Source organism: Paraglaciecola sp. 2405UD69-4 (assembly GCF_047525415.1).
Taxonomy (GTDB): Bacteria; Pseudomonadota; Gammaproteobacteria; order Enterobacterales; family Alteromonadaceae; genus Paraglaciecola.
Map to the genome: position 1 here is coordinate 1,157,702 of NZ_JBLIXM010000001.1, position 19,104 is coordinate 1,176,805.

14 protein-coding genes are annotated in these 19,104 nt (G+C 39.5%); 9 read left to right on the forward strand and 5 right to left on the reverse strand.

Going from position 1 to position 19,104, the window contains the following annotated elements:
- Nucleotides 1-42: 42 nt before the first annotated feature.
- Together glnL and glnG are read left to right on the forward strand one after the other, a co-directional pair.
- Nucleotides 43-1,122, forward strand: a complete 1,080-nt coding sequence (glnL, locus tag ACMUMK_RS05150) for a nitrogen regulation protein NR(II) (protein WP_414700048.1) — start codon at nt 43-45, stop codon at nt 1,120-1,122.
- Nucleotides 1,119-2,525, forward strand: coding sequence for a nitrogen regulation protein NR(I) (gene glnG, locus ACMUMK_RS05155; RefSeq protein ID WP_414700049.1), 1,407 nt, complete (start codon nt 1,119-1,121; stop codon nt 2,523-2,525). Before glnL ends, glnG begins: the two co-directional genes overlap by 4 nt.
- 69 nt (nt 2,526-2,594) lie before the next feature.
- On the opposite strand, the gene ACMUMK_RS05160 is transcribed toward glnG, so the two are convergent.
- Complete coding sequence (locus ACMUMK_RS05160) at nt 2,595-3,740, reverse strand: HD domain-containing phosphohydrolase (protein WP_414700050.1); 1,146 nt, start codon at nt 3,738-3,740, stop codon at nt 2,595-2,597.
- Between the two features lie 192 nt (nt 3,741-3,932).
- Here ACMUMK_RS05160 and ACMUMK_RS05165 point away from each other — a divergent pair, with 192 nt between their 5' ends.
- The 3 genes from ACMUMK_RS05165 to ACMUMK_RS05175 all read left to right on the forward strand — a co-directional run bounded on the left by ACMUMK_RS05165 (nt 3,933) and on the right by ACMUMK_RS05175 (nt 7,564).
- The gene (locus tag ACMUMK_RS05165; RefSeq protein WP_414700051.1) at nt 3,933-4,652 is read left to right on the forward strand and encodes a 1-acylglycerol-3-phosphate O-acyltransferase; all 720 of its coding nucleotides are present in this window, start codon (nt 3,933-3,935) and stop codon (nt 4,650-4,652) included.
- A 28-nt stretch (nt 4,653-4,680) separates the two neighbouring features.
- Nucleotides 4,681-5,037: a ribonuclease E inhibitor RraB gene (rraB, locus tag ACMUMK_RS05170; RefSeq protein WP_414700052.1), complete on the forward strand. Its 357-nt coding sequence runs from the start codon at nt 4,681-4,683 to the stop codon at nt 5,035-5,037.
- A 169-nt stretch (nt 5,038-5,206) separates the two neighbouring features.
- On the forward strand, nt 5,207-7,564 hold the full coding sequence (locus tag ACMUMK_RS05175) for a TonB-dependent receptor domain-containing protein (protein ID WP_414700053.1): 2,358 nt from the start codon (nt 5,207-5,209) through the stop codon (nt 7,562-7,564).
- 56 nt (nt 7,565-7,620) lie between these two features.
- On the opposite strand, the gene ACMUMK_RS05180 is transcribed toward ACMUMK_RS05175, so the two are convergent.
- On the reverse strand, nt 7,621-8,262 hold the full coding sequence (locus tag ACMUMK_RS05180; protein ID WP_414700054.1) for a peptidylprolyl isomerase: 642 nt from the start codon (nt 8,260-8,262) through the stop codon (nt 7,621-7,623).
- Between the two features lie 222 nt (nt 8,263-8,484).
- On the opposite strand from ACMUMK_RS05180, the gene ACMUMK_RS05185 reads away from it, so the two are divergent.
- The 4 genes from ACMUMK_RS05185 to ACMUMK_RS05200 are packed head-to-tail and all read left to right on the forward strand — an operon-like array spanning nt 8,485 to nt 14,949.
- Nucleotides 8,485-12,171, forward strand: coding sequence for an ATP-binding protein (locus ACMUMK_RS05185; protein WP_414700055.1), 3,687 nt, complete (start codon nt 8,485-8,487; stop codon nt 12,169-12,171).
- Complete coding sequence (locus ACMUMK_RS05190; RefSeq protein WP_289030427.1) at nt 12,168-12,788, forward strand: hypothetical protein; 621 nt, start codon at nt 12,168-12,170, stop codon at nt 12,786-12,788. The genes ACMUMK_RS05185 and ACMUMK_RS05190 overlap by 4 nt, the downstream gene beginning before the upstream one ends.
- Nucleotides 12,785-14,059 (forward strand): hypothetical protein, encoded by a 1,275-nt coding sequence (locus ACMUMK_RS05195; RefSeq protein ID WP_414700056.1) that lies wholly within the window; start codon nt 12,785-12,787, stop codon nt 14,057-14,059. The genes ACMUMK_RS05190 and ACMUMK_RS05195 overlap by 4 nt, the downstream gene beginning before the upstream one ends.
- A 5-nt stretch (nt 14,060-14,064) precedes the next feature.
- Nucleotides 14,065-14,949, forward strand: coding sequence for a hypothetical protein (locus ACMUMK_RS05200; RefSeq protein WP_414700057.1), 885 nt, complete (start codon nt 14,065-14,067; stop codon nt 14,947-14,949).
- A gap of 60 nt (nt 14,950-15,009) precedes the next feature.
- Here the strand turns inward: ACMUMK_RS05200 and ACMUMK_RS05205 are convergent, their stop codons facing one another.
- Genes ACMUMK_RS05205 through ACMUMK_RS05215 form a run of 3 tightly spaced genes read right to left on the reverse strand, consistent with a single transcriptional unit; the run spans nt 15,010 to nt 19,078 of the window.
- Nucleotides 15,010-16,614, reverse strand: coding sequence for a hypothetical protein (locus ACMUMK_RS05205; RefSeq protein WP_414700058.1), 1,605 nt, complete (start codon nt 16,612-16,614; stop codon nt 15,010-15,012).
- Nucleotides 16,614-17,504 (reverse strand): XrtA-associated tyrosine autokinase, encoded by an 891-nt coding sequence (locus tag ACMUMK_RS05210; RefSeq protein ID WP_414700059.1) that lies wholly within the window; start codon nt 17,502-17,504, stop codon nt 16,614-16,616. The genes ACMUMK_RS05205 and ACMUMK_RS05210 overlap by 1 nt, the downstream gene beginning before the upstream one ends.
- Nucleotides 17,501-19,078 (reverse strand): XrtA system polysaccharide chain length determinant, encoded by a 1,578-nt coding sequence (locus tag ACMUMK_RS05215; RefSeq protein WP_414700060.1) that lies wholly within the window; start codon nt 19,076-19,078, stop codon nt 17,501-17,503. The genes ACMUMK_RS05210 and ACMUMK_RS05215 overlap by 4 nt, the downstream gene beginning before the upstream one ends.
- Nucleotides 19,079-19,104 lie beyond the last annotated feature (26 nt).

Sequence of the window (19,104 nt, forward strand, 5' to 3'; positions counted from 1 at the left end):
TAATTACCTTGCACTATATTTGTGCGTGAATATACTGAGCTTATGTCTGAACTTACCACTCCTGAAATTTTGTTAGACAATTTGTCTACCGCAGTCATTTTACTTGATGATAAGTTGCGCATTCAATATGCCAACCATAATGCACAAACCTTATTTGAACGTAGTTTAAATTTGTTAGTAAATTGTCCAATTCATCAAGTTGTTGCCACCTCAAGTTTGGATTTTGGTCGTTTTAAAAACTCCAGTCACTATGGAGAGGTCTATTCTGACAGCGAAGTTACCTTTAAGTTTACCGACGGCAGGTACACTCAGGCTGATGTGTCAGTGACTAACATGGCAGATGAAAACAAAAGTCAACTTTTGGTAGAGATACGCTCTGTTGAGCAACAGAAAAAAATAAGTCAAGAAAACCAGCAACGAGCACAGCAAAGAGCAGCGCGAGAGTTGGTGCGAGGTTTAGCTCATGAAATTAAAAATCCTCTAGGGGGCATTAGAGGAGCCGCTCAATTGTTGTCTAAACAGTTAGTGTCGGCGGAGTTAATAGAATTTACCTCTATTATTGTTGAGCAATCTGATCGCTTAACTAATTTAGTGGATAGGTTACTTGGTCCAAATTTAAGGCCTACCTTTAGTTCTCATAATATTCATAAAATTTTAGAAAAAGTATGTGCTTTGGTGGATTTAGATTTAAGTCATAATGTGGCTATAACCCGTGATTATGACCCGAGTATCCCTGACGTATACATAGACCAAGATATGATACAGCAGGCGACCCTCAATATCGTCCGCAATAGCTTGCAGGCTTTATCTGAATTCCCAGAAATACCTGGTAAAATTAGGATTGTTACACGCATTGAACGACAAGTGATCGTACATGGGGCTTGCTTCCCATTATGCGCCAAAATACAGATAATCGATAATGGTCCTGGTATTCCTGCCGAACTTCAGAACACCTTGTTCTACCCTATGGTAACTAGTAAGAAAGATGGGAGTGGTTTAGGACTTTCGATATCACAAACCCTTATTGGTCATCACAGAGGTAAAATTGAAGTAGAGAGTTGGCACGGAAGAACCGCATTCACCATATATTTACCCATTGATAAAAAGGAAACCCAGAAATGAGTGCAGAACCAGTTTGGATAGTCGATGACGATAGCTCGATTCGCTGGGTATTACAAAAGGCGTTACAAACCGCCAATATTCCTTGTTTCAGTTTTGAAAATCCTGAAGATTTATTATTACAACTTGAAACAGGTCAGCCACCAGAAGTGATCGTTTCTGATATACGTATGCCGCAAATGGATGGCATGAAATTACTCGAGGAAGTCCATAAACGCTTTGCGAATATTCCTGTCATTATTATGACTGCCCATTCAGACTTAGACAGTGCAGTAAATGCCTATCAAAGTGGGGCCTTTGAGTATCTGCCTAAGCCTTTTGACATTGATGAGGCCGTGGGGCTGGTACAAAGGGCTTTAGTTCATGCACGTGAACAACTTAAGCAAAGTCAGGTGCCTGAAGTGGCAAAAGCTACAGAAATAATAGGTGAAGCGCCTGCTATGCAGGAGGTTTTCAGAGCCGTAGGTCGATTATCTCGCTCCAGTATAAGTGTCTTGATAAATGGCCAATCAGGTACAGGTAAAGAATTAGTTGCCCATGCTTTACATAGACACAGCCCTCGAGCCGACAAAACCTTTATTGCCTTAAATATGGCAGCCATACCAGCTGATTTGATTGAGTCAGAATTGTTTGGTCACGAAAAAGGAGCCTTTACCGGTGCTCAGGCAGCTAGGCAAGGTCGCTTTGAGCAGGCTAATGGTGGAACCTTATTTTTAGATGAAATAGGTGATATGCCTCTTGATGTGCAAACTCGTTTGCTGAGGGTATTAGCAGATGGGCAGTTTTATCGAGTAGGCGGACATAACCCTGTTAGTGTGGATGTACGTATTATTGCTGCAACCCACCAAAATTTAGAAGAGCGTGTTTCACAAGGGAAGTTTCGAGAAGACTTATATCACCGCTTGAATGTTATTCGGATTCATATTCCTAAGTTAAGTGAAAGGCGAGAGGACATTCCTTTATTAGCTGCCCATTTTCTGCAAACAGCAGGAAACGAGTTAGATGTTGAAGTAAAGGTGTTATCTAAAGAAACTAAAAAAATCCTCTCTAACTTACCTTGGCCTGGTAATGTTCGACAGTTGGAGAATATGTGTCGTTGGTTAACTGTTATGGCGAGTGGACAAGAAGTGCTACCCCATGATTTACCACCAGAAATCCATCAACAGCCGGTTTCTATTGAGAAAAGTTCACAGTCTGGTGATTGGCAAACGCTTTTAGCAAGCTGGGCTGATGCCCAATTACAAGCAGGACAAAATAATATTCTAGATGAGGCTATTATTAGTTTCGAAAAAATATTACTCGAGCGGGCACTACACTATACCCATGGGCACAAACAAGATGCTGCTAAACGTTTAGGGTGGGGGAGAAATACGCTAACCCGTAAGTTAAAAGAATTAAATATGTAACACTTAAACTAAATACTAAATAAAAACGCCAGGGTAAAACCTAGCGTTTTTTTGTATTGCCTAACATAATTACTTAGTTAGTAACGCCGCCATACCTGAATTAAAGGCTTGCATCCATTTGGTAGAAAATTGCCCTTTAGCTATGCGGTTGATTTCTATCACTGCCTTTTTCTTAGGACGTTGTAAATGAGACTCATGGGCTCTGGCGTGAGTTATAGCATCAAAGGTGTCGAGTATACCGAGCAACTTTGCACCATCACAAATGTCGTCTTCTTTTATTCCTAGCGGATAGCCACTGCCATCAATTCGTTCGTGATGTTGCATAACTATTTTACGAGCTTCGTTCCATTGATTTAGATTTTCTAACAGGCGAGCACTTTTATATACGTGAGAACGCATCAGATTGAACTCTACTTCTTCTAACTTTTCTTGTTTATGCAGTACCTCAACTGGCATAAATGCCATGCCAAAATCATGCATATAACAGGCTACTGCTAGTTGTACTTCATCTATAGGTGAGCCTGCTATTTTGTTTATATAGCCAGCCAACTTGGCTATTCTATCGCCTCTTCCTTCCCAATATTTAGAACGTTTTTCGATTGGCTTCATTACCTCCCTAAAAAATAGTAAGTCCTCTCGCTCGCTTTCTGTAGCTGACTTTGGGATACCTGTTGTGGCAATACTAGCGGGTGTAGCTGAGGCGGCTGTGGTAGTTTTAGTGTCATTGGCTATGTCGACCCCAAGATCTAAACTTGGATCCAATATTTGAACTGCTTTCGCCAGCAGTTGTTCGTGGTCGGCACTATTTTCTGGTTTTATACAAATGATTGCAGTAACAAGCTTATCAAACATGGTTTTATTGTATTCTGCTTGTCCTGTTTGAATACAACTTTGCACAAACATTTTTACTCTATCCATGATTAGTAAAACTAAATCACTCATGTTACTGGTGTAGTGTATTTGGCCTTTTCTTAGATAGTCTAAAAGATCTTCACCATGCTGTAGTAACGGGATCAGAGGTGTGAAGTTAACGAGTCCTAAGTCTCCTTTAATAGTATGGATTGAGCGAAATAAAGATCGTTGTAATTCATTATCGGTTGGCTTTAGCTCTAGCTCGATGAGAGTTTGTTCACTCGCTTCATAGAGCTCATTTATCTCTTCTAATAGGTCTGTCAAAATATCTTCGTCTAGATCTTCATGTTTGAATATTTGCATGTAAGCAGTAACCTTCCAGTAAAATTTTGCCGTTAATTTTAGTATCGGCTGAATAGTGAATTATTTCATTCTTTTACAGTAAATAGTGTCATTAAACTAATTCTGAATATTATTAAAAACCTCTGTTTAGAGGTTTGGGTATAAGTAAAAAATGCGTATACTCGGCAGCCATTTTTGTTTCTGGATATGCGAATGTTAGCTCTGCTTAGAATAGTCCTGTTACTTTGTTATTTTGTTTTGCTAAATATTGTGCTGTTACTTGTTTGTCTCGTGAGACCTTTTCATCGGGATAACGTTTACATTGCAGGTAAGCTGTATAGCTCCATTTCTGTTATTTTAGGGGTGAAGCTAGAAGTTAGAGTGCCAGATACACTTAAGCAAGGCGGTGCTTTTGTGTATATAGCTAATCATCAAAATAGCTATGACTTGGTGACTATTTGCAAAGCAGCGCAGAAAGGCACTGTGACAGTTGGTAAAAAAAGTCTTAAATGGATCCCCATTTTTGGGCAGGTTTATTGGTTAACTGGCAATATTATGATTGACCGGAAAGACTCTGGAAAGGCTAGAGGGACTTTACAAAGTACTGTGGAAAAAATTAAAGATAAAGGTCTGTCTGTTTGGTTTTTTCCTGAAGGTACAAGAAGTTACGGTCGAGGCTTGTTACCTTTTAAATCAGGAGCGTTTCGTATTGCTGATGAAACCAAGGAGCCCATAGTAGTTGTCGCCGCCAGTAATTTACATCAGAAAATTCGATTAAACCGTTGGAACAATGGAACCGTTTTAATGTCTTTATCAGAACCCGAGTTTATGGATGAGCAGAAATCTTTAAAAGAAAATATGACATACTTTCATAATAAAATGGCTGATATGATACAAGCCTTAGATACAGAAATTGAAAATCAAAACCTTTAGTACATCACTCCATATATAAGGCATTAGTATGAATTTAGAAGAAGAATTAACTGAATGGTATGAGTTTAACCAAGAAACTGTTGCTGCTTTAGTAGAAGATGGCAGTGATGATAGTCAGGCTCATACTATTGAGTATCATTTTGCCAGTGCAGATTTTGAAGCCCTTGAAAAAGCAGCAGTTGATGCTTTCAAAGCCGGTTTTGAAGTCGGCGATGCTGAAGAATTAGAGCTTGATGACGGTGAAGAAGTTTTTTGTTTTGATGCTGTAGTAGAGCGTATGTTAGACCTAGATCTAATAAACCAAGATACCGAAAAGCTATTTGCAATAGCACAAAAGCATCATGTGGACTTTGATGGCTGGGGTACATACTTCATTGAAAAATAGGTCATTTGCCCTTTTCATACTTACATCTGCAGTCTTAGTGAAATAAATGAGTCACTAAGATTGCAAATATCTAGTTAAAACGTCATCCAAGTGTCATCAGATATACATCTTAACTTCACGTAACCCCTTCAAATTATCGCCCACTATAAAAAACATATTGGGAGATACCATGAAAACTACTAGCCCCACGAAATTAGCTTTATCTATTGCATTAGCATTAAGTTCATACGCTCTGTCACAAAGCGTTTTTGCTCAAGATAACGAAGCACAAGAAGTTGAAGCCATTACCGTGATTGGTAAAAGCGTGTCTTACGCAAACAACCAAACATCTGAAGAGATGATAAAGCAGCAAACAGCAATGACTAGTGTGCTAGCTACTATTGATAACTTGCCCGGTGTTCTAATAAATGAAGGCGACACTTTTGGTGCCGATGATTGGTCTACGAGTATTTCGATACGTGGTTTTCAAGTGGATTTATCGCAGCAACAAATAGGGATGACAGTGGATGGCATCGCAAACGGTAATTCAAATTATGGTGGTGGCGCAAAAGCTAATCGTTATATCGACACTGAAAACTTAGCCAGAGTAGATGTGTCACAAGGTACTGCTGACATAGCTTCTCGCTCCCATGAAGCCTTAGGCGGAACACTCAATTTTGTCACTATTGATCCTGGGCTAGAAGAGCGCTTAGTTGTAAGTACCACTTTTGCTGAATTCGATGGTAGAAAATTCTTTGCTCGTTACGAAACAGGTGAAATTGCTAAAGACACCTTTGCTTGGTTTAGCATGTCTAACCAAGAAAGCAGTGATTGGATGGATCAAGCTGCTGAGAATGTACGTGACCATTTTGCAGCTAAAGTAATAAGTACTGTTGGAAGTGTTGATTTAACCGCATATGCCTCATACGACGACACCCATGAAGATAATTACCAACGTATTTATGGCATAGCGCAATTTGAACAAAACTCAGAGTGGGATCAACTAACCAGTGAGTGGACTGGTATTCCATATCAAGATCAAGCCTATCGCCGCGGTTGGTCTACCTTAAGAGAAAACTTTTTCACTTACTTAAAAGCAGATTTTGATATAGGGGATGTCGCCTTTAGTACTAATGTTTATTACCACAACAATGAAGGCCGTGGTGATTGGGTACCACCGTATTTGGTGGATGTAACTGCTGATGGTGAAGGTGTTGGTCATTCAGAAGTGGTGTCAGGAACTACAGTTTATGGTGGTGATATTCTGGGACAGATTTACTTTGTTAATAGTGCAGGTGTGCAATTGAGCCCAATTGATGGATGTGAAAGCTCTATCAGCTTCCCATACGGTGGTGCCGGTGCAGAATATGACCCGGGTTGTTATGAACAAGGTGCAATACCTGTAGGCTCTTATCGTCACACTCACTATGAAAAAACACGTGTAGGTATTAATGGTGATTTTATTTGGGATGCCCGTATAGCAGATATGGACAATACCTTGCGAGGTGGTTTCTGGTATGAAGATTACACCCGCGACGAAAGCCGTGATTGGCACAAAATAATTGATTCAGCGACTAGTTTTTATTTTGATGAAACCCCTTACTGGGTGCAATATGACCGTGAATTCCCAGTAGAGACCACTATGTTCTACCTTGAAGATGAGTTGGACTTAGGTTTTGCCAAAGCTCATCTGGGTGTCAAACAATTCTTGGTTGATGTATCTAAAAATGACAGGTTTAACTCAGCCAATGACCAAGGGGTATCTTCTGACTCTGATCTGCTGTTATCAGCGGGCTTTGTTGCCCCCTTGCCAGTTGATGGTTTAGAGGTGTTTGCTGGTTTTGCACAAAACTACGCTGCCATTAAAGATGCTGTATTGGAGCGAGACGATGCAGATTTAACGCTAGTCGAGCCAGAAACCGCTGATAACTTTGATATGGGGTTACGTTACTCCTCAGAAAACTTGAGTGCTAACCTGACTTACTATGCCACTAAGTTCGATAATCGTATTACTTTTGTTAGTGTTGAAGATGGCGAAGACGGTATTGATTTCTTGGAGTCGACCGCCGGTGGCTACATTAATGACGGTGGTATCGAATCTACTGGTATTGAAGCCTCTTTAACCTATCAAGTATCTGATAACTTTAGTGTGTTTGTGTCTTACACCAATAATAACTCTGAATATACAGATGAGGCTGCTGAAGGTGAAACATCAATACTAGGCAATGGTGTGATTGGTGCTGCTGAACAAATGGGAGTGTTAAGCCTTGATTGGGTACGTGGTAATCACTCTGCAGGTTTAAGCACTAAATATGTTGGGGAGCGCTGGTTGAATCAAGAGAACACCTCAGCAGTAGATGCTTACACAGTCAGCGATTTGTATTTTAGTACTCAAATTGATGATTTAGGTAAGTCTGTAGAGTCCATAGAAATAAACTTTACGGTAAATAACTTATTTGATGAAAGCTACCTAGGAACGGTAGCGACAAACGCAGCATGGTTGGGAGCACCACGAACAGCTGCGATTAATATAAAAGCGGCTTTCTAAATAGTAAAAGTTCCCCTGTGTGTCACTTTAGGACGAGCTTAGGCTCGTCTTTTTTATTATTTCGTGACTATCTGAGTTATGGATATTGGCTGGGTTAGCATTTGATCTTTTACATATTCATCTTCAACAGCCAAGGTATCTGTAATATTTAATATCGCTTTTACTATATCCATTCCTAGTGTTACTCGCCCAAAAGCTGCAAACCCCAAACCATCAGGATTACGCGAACCTCCAAAATCTAATGAGGGCTGTGCTCCTACACAAATGAAAAACTCTGAAGTGGCAGAGTTTGGTGTGCCTCTTGCCATTGATAATACCCCGTCTAGATGTCTAACTTTTGTGGCTTCAGTGTTCTCTAGGGGAATAGGCTCAAAGTCAGTAAAATTCGTGGCCGCCCCACCTTGTATGACTTGAATCTTTGGCGAGCCGTTATCATTGTCAAAGCGCACAACTCTATAGAACCTCCCTTTGTTATAGGCACCAGCTTTTATATAGCGACTAAAATTAGCCACAGTGATGGGAGCTTGTTCTGGGTATAATTCAATCTCAATGTTTCCTAGGGTAGTCATGATAGTTGCACTTTTTATTGGAGAGGTATCTAAAGTGGCGTCTTGAGCTATTGCTGTTGGTAATAAGAACAGTAGATACGCACGTAACAGCCAGGGTTGTAGTTGTAAGTATTGTCTTATTGCTTCCATGTTCTTCTCGGTAAGTTGTTAGCTAGTATTTGAGTTTGCCAGATAATAATTTCCCGTTAAAGGGAATTGAAATTTGAGGTTTGCTAAGCGTTTTGATGCTACTTATTTGAATGATAAAAAATGGCGTATTTAGCTATTGTTTAACTGTGTAATGCCCATATAAATATCTGTTATTCTTTGCGCAATATCTTCATTGTATTTTTACCCTTAAAAAGGAAGTCTATGCCTGGGTTACATCGCATTATTCTTATAAATTGTCACCTTCCTGGTTTTGTTGAACTTGATGTGTCTGGACACAGCAATATTTGTGGTACTAACGCGTCTGGGAAAACCACCTTACAGCGTTTGATCCCTGTTTTTTACGGTGAACTACCTAGTAAAGTCGTACCTAAAACCCGTAAAAAGTTTGACGATTTTTACTTACCTCATGCTAACAGTTATCTAATTTATGAATATCAAAGAGAAGATGGACAAGACTGCCAAGTTGTTTTGACTCGTAAAGGCTCTGACGGTGTCCAATATCGTTTAGTGGCGGCTCCTTATCATCAAGAGCAGCTGTTAGTCGATACAGAAGAAGGTAATGTACAAGCTATGTTACCTGAGCAGTGGATCAAGCAGCTGCGTCAATTGGGGATCGATTTTTCTCATAAAATTCAATCTACTAGCGAGTTTCGTAGCATCATTCAAAATGATGCTAGTGTGGGCAGGGCGGTTGGGCGTGAAAACACTAAGCTTAGACAGTTGGCCAGCCGTTATAGTTTGGTATCTAGCCAGCATCGTATTCGGCATATGGAAAAGCTAGTCAGTGCGGTTCATGCTAAAGAAGGCAAGATGGATACCTTACGTACTATGCTTGCTGCTATTTTTGAAGAAGATGGTTTAGTACAACCTACTACTACAGTTAAAAATACCAAAGCCCGGGAATGGATCACCCAAATGCGCCAAACCATGCGCTTACAGGCTATGCAGAGTGAATATCAAAACATTCAGGCTCAAACCGATAAATTGAATGCAATTGAAACTCAGTTGTTGCAGCTTAAGCCTGTTTTAGAGAAAGACTTACAAGCTCTAATTACTCAAAAAGCGGATAGCCAAGAACAGCGTAACAAAATCAAAAGTCAGCAAAGTAGTGAAAAAAGTGCTTTTGAGCTTGCTGAAGGTGCGCTAAATAGTCGCGTGAGCGAAACCGTTGAAAACCTTAAAGCAAAATCTTCTAGGCTTGATCATATTCAGCAACAATATGAAAAATATCAAGATTCAGATATTGAGCAGCTTCAAAAAGATACTGATGCCTTACCTCTGAAGCGAGAGGAGTACGAGCAAAAGTTAGAGCAATATAACTTACTTATTGAACAGCATAAGGATTTACAGAGTCAGCTTGAACAGCAAAAGCTTAAGCTATCTGAATCATTAGAGCGTTTGTCTCGTAAAAACCAAGCGCAAGTTAAAGTCATTGGCCAACAAAAAGAAGCGAAACGGCAAAGCCATAACGAAAAAGAGCTGGAATTAAGAGGCCAGTTTGAACAACGTAAAGAGCTACAATCTGCTGAGTTTGATTCAGAATTATTAGAGCTAGAACGCAGTATTGTCCGTCAAGAACACCAAGCGAAACTGGCTACTCCAACTGAACTAGAAGTTGAAAACGGCTCGTTGGCGGATAAACGTTTAGAGCTAGCGCAGCGAGTTTGGCAGCAAACATCTAGCGCCAAACAGCAAGCCGAGAGTGTATACCAACAGCAGCGCAGCATACGTGATAAGGCTGATAAAGCCCTGCAGCAAGCCAGACAAACTACTAGGCAAGCTAAAGAGCGCTTAGGTCAAATAAATAAACAAGTTTCACCCGAACAAGACAGCTTAAGGCAATATCTGCGAGATAATAAGCCTGGCTGGGAACAAGATATTGGTCGCTTGATCAATGAGCCTTTACTTGATCGTAAAGACTTGTCACCTCAGCTTCTAGCGTCAAGCAAGAGTAATGAAGCTGAACTAAATAGTTTATTAGGTGTGCAGTTAAATCTTAGTGTAATTGACGCACCTGATTATGCCCAAGACGAAGCTGCGTTAAGTTTGGCGTTAGAGCAGGCTCAAAAGCATTTATTGGCTGCCGAAAAACAGCAAAAACAACATGAGACTGAATTAGACCAAGCCCACCAAGAAGCAGAGCTGAAGCGAGAAGCTGTAGCTGAGCAGAATCGTTTATTTGAACAAGCTGAGCAAGAAGTGGCCTACGCTCAAAGCGCTAAGCAACGTTTTGCAGATGAATTAAAAGCCGCCTTGGCGAAACGTAAACAACAGGCGCAGCAAGCCCTTCAAAAACTTTTAGATGATAAGACTCAGATACTTGAGCAAAAGCAAGCAGCTATTGATTTGTTAAAGTCTGATTATGAAGAGCAGTTACTGGAGTTTAAAAGTGGTTGGCAAGATGAGCTAGCTATTTTAGATGAACAAATTGAAGAGTTGGAAAGTCAGGTTGAAGCTAAAAGGCAGCAAAACCGTGAGCAAATCAAACAGCTAGAACACGCATTTAACCAAGAGCTAGCTGATCAAGATATTGATCCCAATACATTGCGAGAACTAAAACAACAAATTGAGGGGCTAAAAAGTCATATTCAAAGTGTTGTGGTAAGGCGTGATGAGCTAAATGAATACAAAACTTTTGTGCAAACTGATTGGTTAAAGCAGCGCCCTGAGCTTCTAGAGCAAGAAGCCGAATTAAAGTCTTTGAGTCAGCAGTTGCAACAGCAACAGTCTAGTTTGGTAAGCCAGTATCAAAGTAAACGTGCTGAATTATCGGCGGCCTTATCTACGACAGAAAAAACACTCTCTAGTTGTGGCTCTTTGATTACTGAAATTGAACCTATGGTGCGTCAATTAAACCATATTGTGTTTTCATTTGAGCCAACAGAACAAGCAAACATTAACTTCGGTGATCAGGCTGAGCGAATAAGCCGAGCTAATGAAGCGTTGGAAAGTCGTAGTCGCGGTGAGAAAAAGTTAAAGGAATCACTCACTGAATTTGAGGGAGTACTTGGGAAAGATGCAGGTAAAGACTTCCTTGATACTATGCATCAAGCTTTTTCTGTTCTAGACGAAGACGCTAATATTCGTGAACGTTTGCCGATTTTACAGCGTTTATTGAGTATTTTAGAGTCTCGCCAGCGTCAAATTGTGGAGCAGGGTGAAACCATAGGTGGCGACTTAAATCGCTTCTTTACTGTGTTTAGTGATATTAACCGAAAAATTGCGCAACAAAGTAAACGCCTTACTGAAGAAGTGTCTGATGATTTAAGTTTGGACGGTATTGCTCGCTCTGAAGTGAAAATTATTTCTACAGTGGATGAACTGAATTTCTGGACTCCATTAAAACGCTTTGCACAGCAATACGATAATTGGAATAAATCTGATGATTACCTTCCAAGTGAAGCTTACTTAGATAACTTGGCTGATGTGGTTGAAGTATTACCCAATGATGCTAATTACAGTATCGAGTCCTTACTACGTTTAGAGTTACATCTAAATGAAGGTGGTTCTGACTTAGTTATTAAAAATGACAGGCAATTACTTGAGTCTTCAAGTCATGGGATGGCCTACTTAATATTATGTAAGTTCTTACTAGCTTTTACTCGGTTATTACGAAATCACGCTGATATTCATATCCACTGGCCCATAGATGAAATTGGTACCTTGGCTTATCACAATGTTGAAAAACTATTTAAAGCTTGTGATACCAATAATATTCATATTTTAGGGGCATTTCCGAATCCAGAGTCTGAAGTCTTAATGTTGTTTAAACATAGATATTTGATTGATAAGCAAAAGCAGCAATTAGAAAAAATTGAACCTAAATTGAGTCGAATCGCTGAGCGTTTACAGCAAAACAAAGCCGCAACCACAGAGGTGAAAGCATGATCGAACACGGCCCACTATTAGAACGCCTACTTGAAGGTGAGTTTATATGTACTGTGACAGACGAACACAGTTTTCATAAGTTACAAAATGAAGCGCTGGTGGAAGAGTTTAATCATTTTTTACGGCCCTTAAATAGGCGCGTGGCAAAAAGTGAAGATGGCTCGGTTTATTTTCTGGCTTACTGTGATTTAAATCAAAATGCGCGGCATCACCTCAGCGGGCAGTTTGCGAGTACGGTACAGTCCTTGTTGCCAATGCTTGAATGGATGCAACTAGTGCAAGAGGCCCTTGGTCGTGATGGGGCTTTAAGTGCAGGTGATACTATTAAACTACAAGACTTTGAGTCTAAAGTGGTAGACAACCAATCTTTAATGCAGCGCTTAGCCCATCTTGCTGCAGACAAGGTATTTAAATCCAGCAGTGATAAAGCTGATATGCAAATTAAACAAGTGTTTAAACGTATTAAAGAATTGGGCTACTTGCATCAACCCCATAAAGATAGGCTGTTTTATATTGTGACTGGGAAAATAGAGCATCTTATAGAGCTAGTGCGTTTTATCAAAGATGAAGAAAACCTGCCCATTGATGATGTACCTGAGCAAGAGGCGATGTTTTGAATCAAGCTTCAAAATTAAACAATACCTTACAAAGTAACCCGCTTTTTGAATTAGGAAAAGAGCGGTTAGAGCTTATTGGTAAACATGCTGATGCTTTAATGCAGGGCTATTTACAAGGTCATGTAGACGAAGCTGCATTTACTGCGCAGGCATTAGATAGATTAATTAATGGGCGCATTTTATGGCGCCCAGACGAGCAGCAGCCTTTAGCTTTAAGGCCTAATGTAAATGATTTAATAGCTAGCTTGACCCAAGATGAGCGTAAGCGCCAAATTAACTCTGACGTGGGTGAGCATCTAGATCAAATTCACACTCGGGTGCAGTCATTACAAGCGGCCCGGCAAAAAGGGGATTACGCTGCCACCGAGCATCATATGCAACTGTTAACTGAACGTGTATACGACATGACAGGGCAATTTGGTGATGCCATTGAAAGCTTGTGGCATAGGTTAAATACTGAGTTTGGCTTTGTAAGCAGTTTAGATGACAAAATTCTAGAAATTGAACTCGCCCAGCGTCAGTTAAGGCGCATACTTGATGGGTTTAGCATCATTAATTTTGATGACTTAATTCAGTTAGCAGGCAGTGACGGTGCCTTGCGAAAGTTACTGGTGAGTCAGTTACAAGCCCGTATTTCGGAACACTCTGGCTCCTTGCTAGAGGTTCAAAAGCGTTTAGTACTTTTAATGGCGCGTTTTCGCCATCAACAAGACAGAGCCTTGTTAATTAATCGCATGAGTGCCTTTTTACGGCAACGTCCGAATTTTCAAGTGGGAGATTATCCAAACCGCAGTCAGGTGCCCGCAGTAGTTAATCAAGCCCATAGTATCAAAGCCCAAGCCTTTGTTGCTTTAGACAGAGCTCAAGATGGCTATGCTTTAGCTGAGCTCGCCAGAGCGGTACCCAGAGAGCCAGAGCAAGGCTCACAATCAGAAACCCAAACCGAAGGGTTTGCTGTGGCAGTACAAAGCTTAGTGGCAACAGAGCAAAAGCAACTTGCTAAAGATGTTGAAGATTTCTTTATTAGGGTAATAGAAAGCCCAGAGCCATTAAGCGGTGTTGATTATCTTGCTGAGCAGGGGCTAACTTGGGATGCTGAAATTTGGTTATTCCAAGTGGTAGCCGAATATGAAGGCTTACCGCAGCAAAGTAAACAAAGTTTTATGCTTGAAAAAGAGCGAACTCCTAAAAGCCGGTTTAATCAGTTGTATATTATTAAAGACGTAAGGGTAGGGATGCGCTTTTTTGGTGACTTTCAGGCGGTCGGATAACCTCTATGGTAGCCTCGCTCACGCCAAAAGCTAAGGTCTTGTTGTTAGAGCAAAGTACTAAGCTTATGTTTGATGATAGGGCGGCCACTACTGCTGTTGCAGCGGTTAAAGAGATACTTAAATGGTGTGAAAATGAAGATATTGTTCCTGGTAAGTGGGTGGTAAAGGGCAAAAAATACCGTTTCAATCGACAAGGCATAGATAAAATACAACAGGCCTATTTACAAATCATGGGTGAGGATATCTTCGAAGATTTTAGTTCAGATACTCATCAAACCGCGGCTTTTAAAAGTGCCGACGAAAAACAAGGGAAAATCAAGCCTACAGAGCATCTGGTTTTGGCAGCATTAACTAATAATAGAGTATTAGAAGGGTTTCAAGAGCAACTTTATTCTTGCGAACAGGTGAATGTAGAGCTTGATATTAAAAGGATAAATTACTCTAGTTACGATACTTTGATACTTATTGAAAACAGAGATAGTTTTAACGACTGGCATAAGTTTCAAGGAATGGTTGAAAACCATTTAGGCAATGTTCTAGCTATTTATCGAGGTGATTCTCACTACTCAAAAGCGGCTAACTTGCTCATTAAAAACTGGGGAACAAGTTGTCATGATAAAGCACTTGTGTATTTTGGAGATTTTGACTTATCAGGCTTAATGCTTGCCCTAGCAGGAAACTGTACCCATCTTCTATTGCCAAAGAATACCTGGTTGCAACAGCAGTTAGTCACTCAGCACTATCCTGATGAGCAATTAAAGTACTTCTATGGGGTAGAACAAAAGTGCCCCAGTGGGTGGTTAAGTTTATTCAATTTGATGTCATCAACTACAGCCGGGCTGCGGCAGCAGAGAATGTATGATACGCCACTTAAACTGCATTCTAGATAGCGTTACTAAAAAGCTTCAGTTTAGAGCAGGAAGGAGGAGGAGCACACTTGCTGTTATTAATCAAAAAATATAAGTCAAACCAAGAGTGATACGTTTATCATTAACATCATTGTTAGCTGAGCTAGAGTTTCTATCTAACAAGCGCATACCAAAGTTAGACTCTAAGTGTTGAGAAACTTTTCGAGTAATATCTATACTCGAAGTTACAGTTGTATTCGTATTATCTGATGATCTTAAATCACTAATCGAATAGAGGGTATTTAAGGTTACATCAGTCTTTTGGCTAAGTTCGTAAGCAATAATAAGTCGTGCCCTACGTGTTGTTTGAAACTGTCCAGATTCAAGGTACTCTGTCTCTCCAAAGGAAAGGGTTAGTGCAGTTTTTAATCTACGCTTGTCATAGCCTATTTTAAAACTTCCGGCCTTGCGTAATATAATTTCCTCACTAATGTCCGTTTCTATATCTGTTGAAGAAATAAACTCTTCTCCTGCCTGAAGTTCGTAATTGAGGGAGTCTGGCTGAAAGCACTCACTTAAGTCGACACTTCCAAATGGGCATACAAATAGTGCAGTAGTTCCTTCATCAGTAGATAGGAGTGAAAATGAGGTAACTTGTTCTGAGTATGCTAATGAACTTCTAAAAAATTTTAAGTTATGGCTAAAATCTATAGAGTATGCGTCACCATAGAATTTTTTATCGTAATTAAAGTTAAGAGCAGTTCTAGATGAAAATGCCCAGTCCAGCCCTAACCCTAAATAGCTTATATTATTGTCACCTTCTTTTAGTTGATTGTAGGTTATAGAAACACTGCGATCTTCCATAGGTTGCCATTCAAGGCCTGCACCGTAACTAGTTGTATCTAAATTTGTTCTCGCGACTAAACTATCAGTATCAACATCATATGTAGATGAGCTTCCTTGAAAGATGACGCTCATGTTTTGACTAACTGGAATTCCTATGAATCCGTTCATTAAAGTGGAAGAGTAGTCTTGAAAGCTAGATCTGGAGATATCATTGTAAATTGTGGATAAATTCCAGTTGATATTCTCAACTTTTGTACCCTGAAATATGGTAGCTGTGACTGATCTGTTTGAGCTGTCTAAGCCGAGCTCACTTTCTAGTGATTGTTCGGATGTTGTTTCTGAGTACCTAGTTTGTGTTGATAGGCCTATATATTCAGGGTTTGGAGTGATAAAATTTAGAGTGGCCACAGTATTGTTAAACTTAGTTAAATCACCAGATGCTAAAACTTTATCACTTACATAGTCTTGTTCTTGATTAATTACTCGGTAGCTTTCTTGACCACGAATAGAAAGCGTTAAAGCATTGTCTATAAAAGCGGAAGAGCCGTTATATGAAAACTCAGTATAGCTTTCGTTTACACCTACATCACCGCTAAATCTTTCAACTTTTACATGCTCAGCAGTAGCTGACATATTTATATGTTTACTAGAATAAATTGCTGTGGCAGATGGAGTGATAGCAGCAACTTGGTTAACTTCTGATTTTTGAGTATCTGTTTCAGTTTGATAAACATATCCTGTAGTCGTTAATTCACCTTTAATTTCCAATTCTTTGGATTCTAATTGGATAGAGGTGAAAATTAACGTAAAAAAGTATACTTTGAATATGTTATCAAGTTTAGGCAAATATCGAATTAACACTAATTAGCGCCCGCATAATAGTAACCATAACCAGCACCATCAGAGTTGGCTTTTTCTGATTTGTTCACAACAAAACCTATGGCCATTTCAGGGTTGAGTTGCTCTACAGCTTTAGATACATCCGCTAACTTGGTTTTTGATTCTTCAACCACCACTAATGCTTGACCTGCAAGGTTTGCTAATATTGCGGTTTCGTTAATGCCCAAAAGAGGGGGGGTATCAACAATAACAACACGATCTGGATATCTGGTCGCAAATTCTTGCATAGCCTCTTGCATTTTCTCACTAGCTAGCAACTCAGTTGATAAGTGGTGTGATTTACCCGCTGGTATAATTCGAAGGTTGTCTAAGTTTGTGGTACACATAACGTCAGAAATATTGTCTTTTTCGCCTAACAAATATTCCATTAAACCAACTGTGTTTTTTTGCTCTAAAGTTCTCATTACATTTGGCTTGAGTACATCAGCGTCGACAAGTAATACAGTTTTGTCCTGCTCTAAGGCAATGCTTAAGGCTAGGTTTATTGCCGTGAAAGTCTTACCCTCTCCAGGCCTAGAGCTACTAACCATGATAATATTTCCATTCTTCAATGATTTTGATAGCGGCCCAAAAGCGTTATCTAAAAGTTTACGTTTTATTGCTCTATATTCTTCATTAATGAGTTGTCGTTGAGAGTTGGTAGAAACAAATCCTTTGGCTTCTAGAGATTGAAAATCAATCTCTATGTTTACCTTATTCCCACTAGGTGGGGGGGGAACGACAACAGATGGTGATTCGACTGAGCTTTCCTTTAGATCGTTAGCATTGTTTGCTGTAACTGAACTTTCTTTTTGTGGTTGCTCTGATACTTGTTGGTTTTTCTTTTGTAACGCTTTTTCAATAGAGTTCAAGAGAAAACCCTCCCGTATAAATCAAGTTGCATTATATCAGCCATAACTAATGAGCCATATAAGCCAACAATTAATAAAGATGAGACTAAAAACACCAATAAACGCGAGCGATTAACTTTCTTTATATGGCTCTTATTTAAATGGCTCACTGTTCCAAGTACAGGATAGTTTGTTAAAGCAGTTAATTGACTAGCTCTAATAACCACTGGGGTTATTTGACTTACTAGGAATGCCACGCCGAGCCCTGAGGCAAACCCCAAAACTAGTACAAACGTGTAATATAGTGCTCTATTTGGACCAGCAGCATTTTTAGGCGCTATGGGGGGATCTATTACCCTAAATTGCACATTTTCATTAGAAACATCTGCTTTTTGGGATAGCTCAGCTGATTCTTTCCTACTTAGTAATTCTTCATACTTTTTCTTAGTGATTTGGTAATCTCTATTTAGAGCTGTTCTTTCTGCTTCAACTTGGGGTACCAAATCAATTTTTTGCTTGAGAGCTTCTATCTTACTCGAATAATCCGATTCTCGGACTTTCATTGATGCAATTTGGCTTTCAAGTCGGGTCATTTCTAATTTTAATTCGCTGGCAATTGAGCCTATTTGATCAGAGCCTTCACCGTCATTTCCTGAAAGATACTCAGATATTTCTTTTTCTCTAAGCTCTTGTAATGACTTCAACAAGCTGTTTGCTTCAATGACATCAGGGTGCAGCTTAGTATACTTAAGCGATAGTTGATCAAGTTTTTCTTCGAGACTTTTAATTCTTTCGTCATATCTTGTAGTTAGTTGTGTTTCTCTATCTGAAGGCCTTACTGAAAATTCATCTAGTGTGTTATTAGATACATTAATTTGTGTCGATAACGACGCTATCTGTTGTTCAGTTTCTTTTATTTTTAACTTAATCTCTTCCAATTCAGATTCTAACTGTGAATAATTTTGGTAGAAGCTTCCTTGGTTAGGTAATAGAGTTGAATACTTTCTTTTAAAATTTGCTAGTCTCTGTTCGGCTGACGCTAGTCGACTTTCATATTCGTCGATTTGCTCATCGATAAATTGGCTGGCTGAGTCTGAATCTTTTCGACTATTGCCCTTTGTTCCTTCTACAAATAAGTCCAATGTCTCTTGAACAACTGTTTTCGCCATCTCAGGGCTTCTATGACTGAATGCAATAGTATATAAATTATCTCTTCCTGCAGCTCTTAACTTGATGTTATTTGATAGAGACTTAATCAGATTTTCATATTGAGTTGGGGTGGAAGTAGTAATATCTAAATCTGACTCTCTAGCAATGATTTCTAAGTTAGGTCTACTTAATAGAGTCTTCACCATCATAGCAATTTCTTGTTGAGGATTAGTTTGAATAGCTAATCCTCGCAGTAAAGGCTGTAAAACCGAACGTGTATCAACATAAACACGAGCTTGAGATTCATATACATCTGGCATTGAGGCTACGTAAAAAAAGCCTACAGGGCATATTAACCAACTAAAAATTATGATGTACCGTTTTTTTACCCAAACCCCTTTTATATAACCTAATAAAAGCTCGAGTGTTTTTTGAAGATCTTGCATTTAATTAAAAGTCCAAATGTAATTAA